Raw genomic sequence first — 13,135 nt, forward strand, 5'->3', positions numbered from 1 at the left:
TACTCTAACTCCAGTCTGCTCTTCTTCACCCGCCCCAGCCCGATCCCAGCCTGTCTCCAGCCTGGATCCCAGTCTGCGAACCAGCCTGATCCCGCCCGGCTCAACGAGGAGTTGGTCCCTGATGGCCGCCGAGCTCACCGTCCCCCAGCTTTCCGAGAAGCACCGGACCACCCTGGACCAGGCGCTGGATGCCATCCGCAGCCGCGCCTACTGGTCCCCGCACCCCGAGCACCCCAAGGCCTACGGGGAGAGCGCCCCGGCCGACGGGCTCGCCGCCTTCGAGGCCGTCCGCGGCACCCGGTTCGACCTCGGTCAGCCCGGCACCGACGGCTGGACCGGCGGCGAGGTCTCTCCGTTCGGCCCGGAGCTGGGCGTCGAGTACCCGCACGTCGACCCCGACGTGCTGCTCCCCGCGATGAAGGCCGGCATCGCCGCCTGGCGCGACGCCGGTCCCGAGACCCGCGCCCTGGTCTGCATCGAGATCCTCGCCCGCATCTCCGCCCGCACCCACGAGTTCGCGCACGCGGTCATGCACACCAGCGGCCAGGCCTTCATGATGGCCTTCCAGGCGGGCGGCCCGCACGCGCAGGACCGCGGCCTGGAGGCGGTGGCCTACGCGTACGAGGAGCAGACCCGGGTTCCCGGACAGGCCGCCTGGTCGAAGCCGCAGGGCAAGAAGGACCCGCTGGAGCTCGGCAAGACCTTCACGGCCGTGCCGCGCGGCATCGCGCTGATGATCGGCTGCAACACCTTCCCCACCTGGAACGGCTACCCGGGCCTGTTCGCCTCCCTGGCCACCGGCAACGCCGTCCTGGTCAAGCCGCACCCGCGCGCCGTGCTGCCTCTGGCACTGACCGTGCGGGTGGCCCGCGAGGTCCTGGCCGAGGCGGGCTTCGACCCGAACCTGGTGGCCCTGGCCGTCGAGCGGCCCGGCGAGGGCATCGCCAAGACCCTGGCCGTCCGCCCCGAGATCAAGCTCGTCGACTACACCGGTTCGACCGAGTTCGGCGACTGGCTGGAGACCAACGCCCGCCAGGCCCAGGTCTACACGGAGAAGGCAGGCGTCAACACGGTCGTCGTCGACTCCACCGACGACTACAAGGGCATGCTCTCCAACCTGGCGTTCTCCCTCTCCCTGTACAGCGGCCAGATGTGCACCACCCCGCAGAACCTGCTGATCCCCCGCGACGGCATCGAGACCGACGCCGGCCACAAGTCCTACGACGAGGTCGTCGCCGACCTCGCCGCCTCGGTCGGCGGGCTGCTGGGCGACGACACCCGCGCCAACGCCCTGCTGGGCGCGCTGGTCAACCCGGACGTCAAGGCCCGGCTGGAGGCGGCGGCCGGCCTCGGCGAGGTCGCGCTGGCCTCCCGCGAGGTGGTCAACCCCGAGTTCCCCGACGCGGTCGTGCGCACCCCGGTGATCGTGAAGCTGGACGCCGGCAAGCCGGACCCGGAGGCGGCCTACCTGTCCGAGTGCTTCGGCCCGGTCTCCTTCGCGGTGGCGGTGGACTCCACCGCGGACGCCCTCGACCTGCTGCGCCGTACGGTGCGGGAGAAGGGCGCGATGACCGTGGGCGCGTACACCACGTCCGGGGACACCGAGCGGGCGATCGAGGAGGTCTGCCTGGAGGAGTCGGCGCAGCTGTCGCTGAACCTGACGGGCGGGGTCTTCGTGAACCAGACCGCGGCCTTCTCCGACTTCCACGGCTCCGGCGGCAACCCGGCCGCCAACGCGGCGCTGTGCGACGGCGCCTTCGTCGCCAACCGCTTCCGCGTGGTGGAGGTCCGCCGCCAGGGCTAGGACGTGTCTTGCGCCTAGTGGCTCAGGCCTTGGGGCCGCCCCAGTGGAAGAGGGTCATGGCCACGCTGGTGGCCAGGTTGTAGCTGGACACCTGCGGACGCATCGGCAGTGACACCAGGTGGTCCGCCCGGGCGCGCAGTTCGGGCGAGATCCCGTGCCGTTCGGAGCCGAAGGCGAGCAGGGCGTCGTCCGGGAGGGCGAGGGCACGGATGTCCTCGCCCTCCGGGTCGAGCGCGTACACCGGGCCCGGCGGGAGCTCCTCCAGCTCCAGCCGGTCCACGGTGGTCGCGTAGTGCAGTCCGGCGCCGGCGCGGACCACGTTGGGGTGCCAGGGGTCGAGGTCGCCCCGGGTCACCACGCCGGTGGCCCCGAAGCCGGCGGCGAGGCGGACGACGGCGCCCACGTTGCCGAGGTTACGGGGGTTGTCGAGCAGCACCACGGGGGCGGGCCGGGGCATCCGTGCCAGCGCGGCCCGTCCGGCCTCCCGACCGGGCCGTACGGCGAGCGCTGCGACCCCGGTGGGGTGCGTCCGGGGCAGCAGCTCCTTGAGCGCCCCCTGCCGCACCAGCCGCGCCACCGCCTCCTCCACGTCGGGCGCCAGTCCGGCGGCGAGCTCCCGCACCCGCCCGGGCTCGTCGGCGATGACGGCCAGCACCTCCGCCCCGAACCGCAGGGCGTGTTTCAGCGCGTGGAACCCGTCGAGCAGCACGACGTCGCTGCGCTCGGCGCACTCCCGCCACTGCCGCTGTACGTCGTCCCCGGCACCCTGCTGCTCACCCATGCCCCGACCCTAAGCCCGGGGGTCTGGGGGCGGAGCCCCCAGGGGGTCCGGGGCGCAGCCCCGGGGAACGGTGGAAGGGCGGGGCGGGGACCAGCGCCGCAGGCCACCGGCGACGGCGACGACCCGCGCCCCCACCCACACCAGCAGCCCCGTCGGCAGGAACACCGCGTCGGCGGCGATCATCGCCAGCGAGAAGAACGGCAGCCCCAGCAGCACCGCGATCCCGGCGTGCTCCAGCATCATCACCGCCAGCAGCACGTTCTTGACCCGCCGGTTGAACAGCGTGAACGGGAACGCCACCTGCACCAGCACGGTCCCGTACGTCAGCAGCATCACCACCGCCCCGCTGGACGCCACCAGCTCCGACAGCCAGGGCCAGGGGGTGAAGTAGTCCAGGCTCAGCGGGTAGTACAGCGCGGTCCCGTCCTGCCACCGCGAGCCCTGGATCTTGTACCAGCCGGCGGTGGCGTAGATCAGGCACACCTCGGCCGTGATCACCAGCATCCCGGCGTTGTGCAGCAGGTTCGCGAGCACGTCGAGGGTCGCGCGCCGCTCGCCCCCGGGTTCGTACCGGTCGGCGAGCCACCACAGCGCCGTCCCGGTCCACAGGGTCCCGAAGAACACGAGCCAGAGCGTGCCGAGGTGCCCGCTCACCACCCCGTACGCGAACCCGGCGCCCAGCAGCGCCCACAGCACCGGCCCGGCGGCCCCCGCGGTCGCCGACCCGCGCAGCCGGGACCGGCGGGCGTCGAGCGACCACACCTGCCCGCAGCGGGTCAGCACGAGGTAGACGGCCATCAGGTGGATGACGTTGTCCCCGCCGTCGCCCATGAACACGCTGCGGTTCTGCAGCGACAGCACCCCGATCATGAACAGGACCGAGGCGGCCCGTGTCCGCCAGCCCAGCACCAGCAGGACGCTCGCGAGCAGGGAGAGCGCGTACACCGTCTCGAACCACAGCGTCGAGTCCGACCACATCAGGACCGTGAAGGCGCGGTTCGAGGCGATCAGCCGCTCGGCGAGCGGCCAGCTCCAGGGCCCGTCGGGCCCGTAGAGCTCGTGCCGGTGGGGGAACTCCCGCAGCAGGAAGAACAGCCAGGTCCCGGCGAAGCCGATGCGTACGACGGCGCTCTGGTAGGGGCCCAGCGCCTGTCCGGTGGCCTTCGCGACCGCCCGCGCGAGGGCGCTCCTCACACGTTCCACCACGGCAGCTCCCGGTAGTACGTCTGGGCGTCGGTCTTCTCCCCGCTCCAGGAGGGCGCGGCCACCGACCGGGTCGCCGAGCGCAGCTGGATCCGTACGATCCGTTCCGCTCCCGGCGTCGCGGCGGTCAGCCTGCCCACGGCGATCCGCTTCAGGTACTGCTCGGCCAGCTCCCCGCGCTCGCCGTCGGGCTTGTTGTCCTCGTCGTGAGAGCCGGTGAAGAAGTCCCAGGCCCTGCGGAGCTCGTTCTGCTCGGTGTGGCTCGGCAGCAGGGTGTGGCGGATCGCCGCGCCGTCCTCGGCGGACAGGTCGCGCCAGTCGCGGGTGAGGAGTTCCCCGCCGGCGGTGCGGACCTGGGCGCGGACCTCCACGGCGATGTTCTGCTGGAGCGGGTTGGGGGCGAAGAGCTTCCAGTTCTGTTCGAACTCGGGGTAGATCCAGCCGTCCACGAGCCTGGCGTTCTGCTTGCCGACGGTGTTGGCGGGCGCGACGTGCAGGAAGACCAGTCCGAGGTGCAGGCAGGCGCCGACGCCCACGGCCCCCAGGGCGAGGGCCGCGAGGACCCGGTAGGGCGTGGACAGGCCCGCGATCCCGGCTGCGCGGGGCGGTGCGGGCGGCGCCGGAGCGGCTGCCGGAAGGGCTCCTTCCGCAGGCTCGCGCTCGTTCGAATCCATCCCGCCCCGATCATCCGGCGTCCACAGGGTTGCCCACAGAGGTTGACACCCTACGGGCCGCCGTCTCACCATTGAAGAGGATGAACCGAACGATCGGTCGGTCGGGCGGACGGCACACTCTGACAGGGGACCGGGATGGTCGCAGTGACCCCGGAAACGGGCACGTCAGGCACGGTGGACGGCGCGGTGGACGGGCAGTCCGCAGACCTCGGCGCACAGCTCCGTGCGGACTTCGACGCCGCCGTGGCGGCCGACGAGCGCGTGGAGCCCCGGGACTGGATGCCCGACGAGTACCGCGCCTCCCTGGTCCGGCAGATGGCGCAGCACGCGCACTCCGAGATCATCGGCATGCAGCCCGAGGCCAACTGGATCACCCGCGCGCCCTCGCTGCGCCGCAAGGCGATCCTCATGGCCAAGGTGCAGGACGAGGCGGGCCACGGGCTCTACCTCTACAGCGCCGCCGAGACCCTCGGCACCAGCCGCGACGAGCTGCTCGACAAGCTCCACTCGGGCAGGCAGAAGTACTCCTCGATCTTCAACTACCCCACTCTGACCTGGGCCGACGTCGGCGCCATCGGCTGGCTCGTGGACGGCGCGGCGATCACCAACCAGGTGCCGATCTGCCGCTGCTCCTACGGCCCCTACGCCCGCGCCATGGTCCGGATCTGCAAGGAGGAGTCCTTCCACCAGCGCCAGGGCTACGAGCTGCTCCTCGCCCTCTCGCAGGGCACCGAGGCCCAGCACGCCATGGCGCAGGACGCGGTCGACCGCTGGTGGTGGCCCTCGCTGATGATGTTCGGTCCGCCGGACGACGAATCGGTCCACAGCGCGCAGGCGATGGCCTGGAAGATCAAGCGCCACTCCAACGACGAGCTGCGCCAGCGCTTCGTGGACATCGCCGTCCCGCAGGCCGAGTCGCTGGGCCTGACCCTGCCCGACCCGGACATCAAGTGGAACGAGGAGCGCGGCCACCACGACTTCGGCGCCATCGACTGGGCCGAGTTCTGGGACGTCCTCAAGGGCAACGGCCCCTGCAACGAACAGCGGATCAGCCAGCGGCGCACGGCGCACGAGGAAGGCGCCTGGGTCCGCGAGGCCGCCTCCGCCTACGCCGCGAAGCACACCAGCACCGGACGAGAGGTACAGGCATGACGCAGAACTGGCCCCTGTGGGAGGTGTTCGTGCGCTCGCGCCGCGGCCTCTCGCACACGCACGCGGGAAGCCTGCACGCCCCGGACGCGGAGATGGCCCTGCGCAACGCCCGCGACCTCTACACGCGGCGCAACGAGGGCGTCTCCATCTGGGTCGTGCCCTCCGCGGAGATCACCGCCTCCTCGCCGGACGAGCGGGACCCGTTCTTCGCCCCGTCCGCCGACAAGCCCTACCGCCACCCCACCTTCTACGACATCCCCGAGGGGGTGCGCCACCTGTGAGCGCCGGCACCGACACCCGCACCGCGGCAGCCCTCGCCCTCGGCGACGACGCGCTGATCCTCTCCCACCGCCTCGGCGAGTGGGCGGGCCACGCCCCCGTCCTGGAGGAGGAGGTCGCCCTGGCCAACATCGCCCTCGACCTGCTCGGACAGGCCCGCCTGCTGCTGTCCATGGCGGGCGACGAGGACGAGCTGGCCTTCCTGCGCGAGGAGCGCTCCTTCCGCAACCTCCAGCTGGTCGAGCAGCCCAACGGGGACTTCGCCCACACCATCGCCCGCCAGCTCTACTTCTCCTTCTACCAGCACGAGCTGTACGGGGAGCTCGCCGCCGGCGACGGTCCGTTCGCCCCGCTCGCCGCCAAGGCCGTGAAGGAGACCGCCTACCACCGGGACCACGCCGAGCAGTGGACGCTGCGCCTCGGCGACGGCACCGAGGAGAGCGGTTCCCGGATGCGCACGGCGCTGGACGCCCTGTGGAAGTTCACCGGGGAGATGTTCCTGCCCGTCGAGGGACTCGGCCTGGACCAGGCCGCCATGGAGGCCCTGGAGGGCCGCTGGCTGGCCGCGCTGGGCGACGTACTGGACCGGGCGGGGCTCGCCCTGCCCGAGGGGCCGCGTACGGGCGCCTGGGCCGCCGGAGCCGGCCGCCAGGGGCTGCACACGGAGCCGTTCGGGCGGCTGCTCGCCGAAATGCAGCACCTGCACCGCAGCCACCCCGGAGCGTCGTGGTGAGCGCCGGGGCCGGGACCACCCGTCTGGAGGCGGAGCTGGCCGAGCTGGCCGGTTCCGTCCCCGACCCGGAACTGCCCGTGCTGACCCTGGCCGAGCTGGGCGTCATGCGCGGCGTGCGGATGCACGAGGACGGGCACGCCGAGGTGGTCCTGACCCCGACGTACACCGGCTGTCCGGCCATCGAGGCCATGTCCGCCGACATCGAACGGGTCCTCACCGGCCACGGCATCCCCGAGGTGCGCGTCACCACGGTGCTGTCCCCGGCCTGGTCCACCGACGACATCAGCGCCGAAGGCCGCCGCAAACTGGCCGAGTTCGGCATCGCACCGCCCCGCCCGCACTCCACCGGCGGACCGGTACCGCTGACCCTGTCGGTGCGCTGCCCCCAGTGCGGCTCGACCGACACCGAACTGCTCAGCCGCTTCTCCTCCACCGCGTGCAAGGCGCTGCGCCGCTGCGTCTCCTGCCGCGAACCGTTCGACCACTTCAAGGAGCTGTAGATGGCCGCACCCCGCCACGGCGCGTTCCACCCGCTGACGGTGGCGGCAGTCGACCGGCTCACCGACGACTCGGTGGCCCTGACCCTGCGGGTCCCCGAGGAACTGCGCGAGGACTACCGCCACGCCCCCGGCCAGCACCTGACGCTGCGCCGCCGCCCTTCCGAGGGCACCGAGGTCCGCCGCACCTACTCGATCTGCTCCCCCGCCCCGGCCCCCGACGGCCCTGGCCCGGCCGAACTGCGGGTGGGCGTGCGCCTGGTGGAGGGCGGCGAGTTCTCCACGTTCGCGCACAAGGAGGTGGCCGCCGGCGACGTGCTGGACGTGATGGTCCCGGCCGGACGGTTCGTGCTGGAGCCCGCCGCCGCCCCGCGGGCCGCGCACTACGCGGCGATCGTCGGCGGCAGCGGCATCACCCCGGTGCTGTCGATCGCCGCCTCGGTCCTGGCGGCACGGCCCGACGCCCGGTTCTGCCTGGTGCGCAGCGACCGCACGGCCGCCTCGACGATGTTCCTGGAGGACGTGGCCGACCTCAAGGACCGCTACCCCGACCGCTTCCAGCTGGTGACCGTGCTCTCCCGCGAGGAGCAGGAGGCCGGTCTGCCCTCCGGCCGGCTCGACGAGGCCCGGCTGGTGTCCCTGCTGCCCGCGCTGCTCCCGGTGGAGGAGGTGACGGGCTGGTTCCTGTGCGGTCCCTACGGGCTGGTGACCGGCGCGGAGCGGGCCCTGGGCACGCTCGGCGTCGTACGGACCCGGGTGCACGAGGAGGTCTTCCACGTCGAGGACACCGCCCCGCAGGGCCCCGTCCGCGCCGTTGCGGCTCCGGCCCGCGGCCAGGTGACCGCCCGGCTCGACGGCCGCTCGGGCACCTGGCCCGTGCAGGACGGCGAGTCCCTGCTGGACACCGTGCTGCGCAACCGCGCGGACGCCCCGTACGCCTGCAAGGGCGGCGTGTGCGGCACCTGCCGGGCCTTCGTGGTCTCCGGCGAGGTGCGGATGGACCGCAACTTCGCGCTGGAGGCGGAAGAGACCGACGCCGGGTTCGTGCTGGCCTGCCAGTCCCACGCCCTGACGGAGGAAGTGGAGATCGACTTCGACCGGTAGCCCCGCCGGCCGTCCGGGGCCTGTCCAATTGCCGCACGCTGCTCTATCTTGACGCACCGTCAGATCAGGGCGTCAGCCGGTGCGCGCAGGAGGACAGGCAGTGGACTTCACCTTCACCGAGGAACAGCAGGCCGCCGTCGAGGCCGCCCGGGCCGTCTTCGCCGGCGTGGCCCCCGACGGCGTCCCCAGCCCCGCGCTCACGCCCGGAGCCGTCGCGGACGACTTCGACCGGCCGCTGTGGGCCCGGCTCGCCGGCTCCGACCTGCTGGGCCTCGTCCTCGCGGAGGAGCACGGCGGGTCCGGCCTCGACGCCATCGCCCTGTGCCTGGTGCTGCGCGAGGCGGCCCGGGTACTGGCCCGGGTACCGCTGCTGGAGCACTGCGCCACCGCCATGGCCGTCCAGGCCCACGGCAGCCCCGAACTCACCGCCGCCCTGCTGCCCGGCGCCGGGAACGGCACGGTCGTCCTCACCGCGGCCGCGCACGGCCGCACCGGCCACGACCCCGCCGAACTCGCCGTCACCGCACGCCGCGAGGGCCCGGACTGGCTCCTGGACGGGGTACAGACCTCCGTGGCCTGGGCCCACGGCTGCGACTGGATCGCGGTCCCCGCCCACAGCGGCGGGGGCGAGGCCGTCCTGGCCCTCCTGCCGCGGCTCACCCCGGGCCTCACGCTCGCCGACCAGTACTCCACCAGCGGCGAACGGCTCGCCGAACTCACCCTCGACGCGGTACGGGCACCCGCCGCCCACGTGATCGACGCCCCCGGCGCCTGGGACCGGCTCCACCAGCTGCTGGCCACCGGCACCTGCGCCCTCGCACTCGGCCTCGGCGAGGCCGCCCTCACCATGACCAGTCAGTACACCGGCAAGCGGGAGCAGTTCGGCTTCCCCGTGGCGACCTTCCAGGCCGTCGCGGTACAGGCCGCCGACCGCTACATCGACCTGCGCGCCATGGAGGCCACCCTCTGGCAGGCCGCCTGGCGACTCGACGCCGCGACCGGCGGGGCGGGCGGCCCGCTGCCCAGCGCCGGGGACGTCGCCGTCGCCAAGATCTGGGCCTCCGAAGGCGTACGCCGGGTCGTGCAGACCGCCCAGCACCTGCACGGCGGCTTCGGCGCGGACACCGACTACCCGCTGCACCGCTACCACGCGTGGGCCAAGCAGCTGGAACTCCAGCTAGGCCCGGCCGCCGCGCACGAGGAGGCACTGGGCGACCTGCTGGCCGCCCACCCCCTGGCCTGAGCGGTGGACTAGAGCACGAAGGCCGGGTTCCCGGTGTCCGTCACCATCGGGCGCCCGGCCCGCTCCCACGCCTGCATCCCGCCGTCGATGTTCACGGCCTCGATGCCCTGGCGCACCAGGTACTGGGTGACCTGCGCGCTACGGCCGCCCACCCGGCACATCACGTACGCGGTACGCCCGTCCGCGACCGCCTCGGTGACCTCGCCGAAGCGCGCCACGAAGTCGCTCATCGGGACGTGCAGCGCACCCTCGACGTGCCCGGCCGCCCATTCGTCGTCCTCACGGACGTCGAGGACGAAGCCTTCGGCGGGCACCGCGGCGGCGTCCACCGAGGGAAGCGGTCCGAGGTTCATAACAGTCGCCTTCTCTCTTCACGGATCTGGTCTGCCAACCTATCCGAAGCCCCGGCCTGCGCGGCCGGGCCGGGCTCATCCGGCGGTGTACGACGCCAGCTCCGCCTCGCGCTCGGAGACCTGCGCCAGCAGCTGCTCCGCGATCTCCTCCAGAAGCCGGTCCGGGTCGTCCGGAGCCATCCGCAGCATGGCGCCGATCGCGCTGTCCTCCAGCTCCTTCGCCACCAGCGAGAGCAGCTCCTTGCGCTGGGCCAGCCACTCCAGCCGGGCGTACAGCTCCTCGCTCTCGCTCGGCCCCGCCTCCTCGGGCGCCGGGCCGGCCTCCCACTCCTCGGCGAGCTCGCGCAGCAGCCGCTCCTCACCGCGCCCGTAGGCGGCGTTGACCCGGGCGATGAAGGCGTCGCGGCGCGTGCGCTCGGCATCGTCCTGCGCCAGGTCGGGGTGGGCCTTGCGGACCAGCTCCCGGTACAGCCGCCGCACCTCCTCGGTGGGCCGCACCCGCTGCGGCGGCTGCACCGACCGGTCGGTGAGCATCGCCGCGGCGTCGTCGGAGATCCCGTCCGAGTCCAGCCAGTCGTGGAACAGCTCCTCCACGCCGGGCATCGGCATGACCAGCGAGCGGGCCTCCTGGGCCCGCCGCAGGTCCTCCGGATCACCGGTGCGGGCCGCCTTCGCCTCCGCGATCAGGGCGTCCAGCTCGTCGAGGCGCGAGTACATCGGGCCGAGCTTCTGGTGGTGCAGCCGGGAGAAGTTCTCGACCTCCACCCGGAAGGTCTCCACGGCGATCTCGAACTCGATCAGCGCCTGCTCGGCGGCCCGCACGGCGCGCTCCAGCCGTGCCTCGGGCCGCTCGTCACCGGGGACGGCGGACTCTTCGGGGGCGGTGGGTTCGGTCTGCTCGCTCACCCGGCCAGCCTACGGCCCGCCCCGGGCCATGTTTCACGTGAAACGTAGGGGATGTTTCACGTGAAACGTAGGGGATGTTTCACGTGAAACGCGCAGGCCGCGTGAAACGCGCCGGCCCGAACGGCCCGGCCACCGCCCGGGCCGCCCCAGCCACCGCCCGGACCGCCCGGCCGGTCCCTCAGACCCCGAACTCCGCCGCGATACGTCCCGAGCGCACCGCCGCCACCAGATCCGCGTGATCGGCCTCGCTCCGGTCGGCGTACGCCACGGCGAACGCGGCCATCGCCTCGTCCAGCTCCTCGTTCTTGCCGCAGTACCCCGCCAGCAGCCGCGGATCGGCGCTGTGCGCGTGCGCACGCGCCAGCAGGGCGCCGGTCATCCGGCCGTAGTCGTCGAGCTGGTCCACGGCCAGCGCCGCCGGATCCACGCTGCCCTTGCGGTTGCGGAACTGCCGGACCTGGTACGGGCGCCCCTCGACGGTGGTCCAGCCCAGCAGGATGTCGGAGACCACCTGCATCCGCTTCTGCCCGGCCACCACCCGGCGGCCCTCGTGCTCCTCCTCCGGCGCGTGGAAGCCCAGCCCGGGCAGGTGCGGCAGCAGCACCGAGGGCCGCGCCTCCTTCACCTGGAGCACCAGCGGCTCGCCCCGGTGGTCCAGCAGCAGCACCACGTACGAGCGGGTGCCGACGCTGCCGGTACCGACGACGCGGAAGGCCACGTCGTGGATCGCGTACCGGGCCAGCAGCGGCAGCCGGTCCCCCGACAGGGTCGCCAGGTACGGGCCCAGCGAGGCGGCCACGGCCGCGGCCTCCCCGTCCCCGACCCGCCGCAGCACCGGCAGCGCGTCCACGAAGCGGCGCCCGCCGTCCGCGAGGAGCTCGGTCGACTTGGCGGCGAACCTCGCGGACGTGTTGTTGCGGGCCTTCTCCGAGACCCGCTCCAGCGTCCCGAGCAGGTCCCGGGCGTCGGTGTGGGAAACCAGCTCCTCGTCCGCGATCGCGTTCCAGGCGTCGAGCGCGGGCAGCTTCGCCAGCAGCCGCATGGTGCGCCGGTAGGCGCCCACCGCGTCCCGGGCCGCCGCCAGGCAGGTGTCCTCGCAGGCGCCCGCCACCCGTCCGGCGAGGATCAGGGAGGTCGCCAGCCGCTTCACGTCCCACTCCCACGGACCGAAGACGGTCTCGTCGAAGTCGTTCAGGTCGATCACGAGCCGGCCGCGCGCGTCGCCGTAGATGCCGAAGTTGGCCGCGTGGGCGTCACCGCAGATCTGCGCGCCCACCCCGGTCACCGGACCGCCGGACAGGTCGTGCGCCATCAGCCCGGCCGCCCCGCGCAGGAAGGCGAAGGGGTTCGCGGCCATCCGGCCCACGCGTATCGGGGTCAGCTCGGCGACCCGCCCCACGTTGGACTCCTCCACCGCGCGCACCGCGTCCGGCCGCCCGGCGGGCGCCTCGAACCGCGCGTGGGCCGCCCGCGGGACGCGCAGCCGCAGCGCCTTACCCGCTTCCCTGGGCGAGCCGCTGACGTTCCGCGGCGCGAAGCCCGCGACGCGCGGGATCCGCCCGCCGTCCCGCCCCGCGGCCGGCTCCACCGCCACGCCCACCACGCCCGCTCCGCCCGACGCTCCGGCCGCCCCGCCCGCCGCCGCGTACTGCTCCGGTATCGCCACCATCCGCGCTGCCCCGCCCTGTTCGCGCCACACCGGCCACCTCGTGGCCGATCAAGTCCGGGCAGACCGTACCTACAGCCCGGCGTCCCTGGCCAGCAGGGCCGCCTGAACCCGGTTCTCGCAGCCCAGCTTCGCGAGGATCCGGCTCACGTACGTCTTCACGGTCGCCTCGCTCATGTGGAGCCTGCGCCCGGCGTCCGCGTTCGACAAGCCCTCGCCCAGCAGCGCCAGCACCCCCCGCTCCCGCTCGCTCAGCTCCGCGACCCTCCGGCGGGCCTCCTCACCGCGCCCCGCGGCCGGACCCGTGGCCAGCTGGTCGACCACGTGCCGGGTCGCCCCGGGCGAGAGGTACGCGTCACCGGCCGCGGCCGCGCGGACGGCGCCGATCAGCTCACCCGGCGCCGAGTCCTTCAGCAGGAAGCCCGCGCCGCCCTGGCTCAGCGCCCGCAGCACGTTCTCCTTCTCCCCGAAGGTGGTCAGGATCAGCGCCCGCACCGCCGGCGCGGCCCGGCCCAGCTCGCCCAGCGCCGTCAGCCCGTCCATCACCGGCATCTGGATGTCCAGCAGGACCACGTCCGGGGCGTGCGAGAGGGCCAGTTCGACCGCCTCCCGGCCGTTGGCTCCCTCGGCGACGACCTCGATGTCCGGCGCCGAGGTCAGGATCATCCTGATCCCCGCGCGGATCAGCGGCTCGTCGTCAGCGATCACCACTCTGATCACCTTGGCTGTCACCCGCACGC

14 protein-coding genes are annotated in these 13,135 nt (G+C 73.3%); 7 read left to right on the forward strand and 7 right to left on the reverse strand.

The features are described from left to right. Positions 1-121 precede the first annotated feature (121 nt). Positions 122-1,804 carry a phenylacetic acid degradation protein PaaN gene (gene paaN / locus D1J60_RS17275; RefSeq protein ID WP_125821706.1) on the forward strand — a complete coding sequence of 561 codons (1,683 nt, stop codon included), beginning with the start codon at positions 122-124 and terminating at the stop codon, positions 1,802-1,804. 22 nt (positions 1,805-1,826) lie between these two features. Here the strand turns inward: paaN and D1J60_RS17280 are convergent, their stop codons facing one another. The 3 genes from D1J60_RS17280 to D1J60_RS17290 are packed head-to-tail and all read right to left on the reverse strand — an operon-like array spanning position 1,827 to position 4,462. After that, positions 1,827-2,585 (reverse strand): RNA methyltransferase, encoded by a 759-nt coding sequence (locus tag D1J60_RS17280; protein ID WP_125821707.1) that lies wholly within the window; start codon positions 2,583-2,585, stop codon positions 1,827-1,829. Between the two features lie 9 nt (positions 2,586-2,594). Continuing rightward, positions 2,595-3,788 carry an HTTM domain-containing protein gene (locus D1J60_RS17285; protein ID WP_241253300.1) on the reverse strand — a complete coding sequence of 398 codons (1,194 nt, stop codon included), beginning with the start codon at positions 3,786-3,788 and terminating at the stop codon, positions 2,595-2,597. Continuing rightward, on the reverse strand, positions 3,776-4,462 hold the full coding sequence (locus tag D1J60_RS17290; RefSeq protein WP_345500545.1) for a DUF5819 family protein: 687 nt from the start codon (positions 4,460-4,462) through the stop codon (positions 3,776-3,778). The genes D1J60_RS17285 and D1J60_RS17290 overlap by 13 nt, the downstream gene beginning before the upstream one ends. 135 nt (positions 4,463-4,597) lie before the next feature. Between D1J60_RS17290 and paaA the strand changes: the two genes are divergently transcribed. The 6 genes from paaA (at position 4,598) to D1J60_RS17320 (ending at position 9,470) form a co-directional block, all read left to right on the forward strand. Continuing rightward, on the forward strand, positions 4,598-5,614 hold the full coding sequence (gene paaA, locus D1J60_RS17295) for a 1,2-phenylacetyl-CoA epoxidase subunit PaaA (RefSeq protein ID WP_241253301.1): 1,017 nt from the start codon (positions 4,598-4,600) through the stop codon (positions 5,612-5,614). Continuing rightward, entirely contained in the window at positions 5,611-5,895 is a 285-nt protein-coding gene (gene paaB / locus D1J60_RS17300) for a 1,2-phenylacetyl-CoA epoxidase subunit PaaB (protein ID WP_125595694.1), read from the forward strand. The genes paaA and paaB overlap by 4 nt, the downstream gene beginning before the upstream one ends. Further along, positions 5,892-6,626 carry a 1,2-phenylacetyl-CoA epoxidase subunit PaaC gene (gene paaC / locus D1J60_RS17305; protein WP_125821709.1) on the forward strand — a complete coding sequence of 245 codons (735 nt, stop codon included), beginning with the start codon at positions 5,892-5,894 and terminating at the stop codon, positions 6,624-6,626. Before paaB ends, paaC begins: the two co-directional genes overlap by 4 nt. Further along, a complete protein-coding gene (paaD, locus tag D1J60_RS17310; protein ID WP_125595702.1) occupies positions 6,620-7,126 on the forward strand; it encodes a 1,2-phenylacetyl-CoA epoxidase subunit PaaD in 507 nt (168 codons plus the stop codon). The genes paaC and paaD overlap by 7 nt, the downstream gene beginning before the upstream one ends. Beyond that, positions 7,127-8,227 (forward strand): 2Fe-2S iron-sulfur cluster-binding protein, encoded by a 1,101-nt coding sequence (locus D1J60_RS17315; RefSeq protein WP_125821710.1) that lies wholly within the window; start codon positions 7,127-7,129, stop codon positions 8,225-8,227. It abuts the gene before it with no gap. Positions 8,228-8,327: 100 nt separating this feature from the next. Continuing rightward, on the forward strand, positions 8,328-9,470 hold the full coding sequence (locus D1J60_RS17320; RefSeq protein WP_125821711.1) for an acyl-CoA dehydrogenase family protein: 1,143 nt from the start codon (positions 8,328-8,330) through the stop codon (positions 9,468-9,470). 8 nt (positions 9,471-9,478) lie between these two features. On the opposite strand, the gene D1J60_RS17325 is transcribed toward D1J60_RS17320, so the two are convergent. The 4 genes from D1J60_RS17325 to D1J60_RS17340 all read right to left on the reverse strand — a co-directional run bounded on the left by D1J60_RS17325 (position 9,479) and on the right by D1J60_RS17340 (position 13,127). Continuing rightward, a complete protein-coding gene (locus D1J60_RS17325; protein ID WP_125821712.1) occupies positions 9,479-9,823 on the reverse strand; it encodes a rhodanese-like domain-containing protein in 345 nt (114 codons plus the stop codon). A gap of 75 nt (positions 9,824-9,898) precedes the next feature. Beyond that, positions 9,899-10,729 (reverse strand): J domain-containing protein, encoded by an 831-nt coding sequence (locus D1J60_RS17330; protein WP_125595714.1) that lies wholly within the window; start codon positions 10,727-10,729, stop codon positions 9,899-9,901. A gap of 178 nt (positions 10,730-10,907) precedes the next feature. Then, a complete protein-coding gene (locus D1J60_RS17335) occupies positions 10,908-12,398 on the reverse strand; it encodes a DUF2252 domain-containing protein (protein WP_241253302.1) in 1,491 nt (496 codons plus the stop codon). A gap of 69 nt (positions 12,399-12,467) precedes the next feature. Further along, positions 12,468-13,127, reverse strand: a complete 660-nt coding sequence (locus D1J60_RS17340; protein WP_125595717.1) for a response regulator transcription factor — start codon at positions 13,125-13,127, stop codon at positions 12,468-12,470. Between the last annotated feature and the right edge of the window lie 8 nt (positions 13,128-13,135).

Origin of the sequence: Streptomyces sp. W1SF4 (assembly GCF_003950035.1) — a bacterium.
Classification (GTDB): Bacteria; Actinomycetota; Actinomycetes; order Streptomycetales; family Streptomycetaceae; genus Streptomyces; species Streptomyces racemochromogenes.

Coding starts and splice junctions, on each gene's coding strand:
- D1J60_RS17280 (WP_125821707.1), bottom strand. CDS start 2,585: ATGGGTGAGCAGCAGGGTGCCGGGGACGACGTACAGCGGCAGTGGCGG.
- paaN (WP_125821706.1), top strand. CDS start 122: ATGGCCGCCGAGCTCACCGTCCCCCAGCTTTCCGAGAAGCACCGGACC.
- paaB (WP_125595694.1), top strand. CDS start 5,611: ATGACGCAGAACTGGCCCCTGTGGGAGGTGTTCGTGCGCTCGCGCCGC.
- D1J60_RS17325 (WP_125821712.1), bottom strand. CDS start 9,823: ATGAACCTCGGACCGCTTCCCTCGGTGGACGCCGCCGCGGTGCCCGCC.
- paaA (WP_241253301.1), top strand. CDS start 4,598: ATGGTCGCAGTGACCCCGGAAACGGGCACGTCAGGCACGGTGGACGGC.
- D1J60_RS17315 (WP_125821710.1), top strand. CDS start 7,127: ATGGCCGCACCCCGCCACGGCGCGTTCCACCCGCTGACGGTGGCGGCA.
- D1J60_RS17290 (WP_345500545.1), bottom strand. CDS start 4,462: ATGGATTCGAACGAGCGCGAGCCTGCGGAAGGAGCCCTTCCGGCAGCC.
- D1J60_RS17335 (WP_241253302.1), bottom strand. CDS start 12,398: ATGGTGGCGATACCGGAGCAGTACGCGGCGGCGGGCGGGGCGGCCGGA.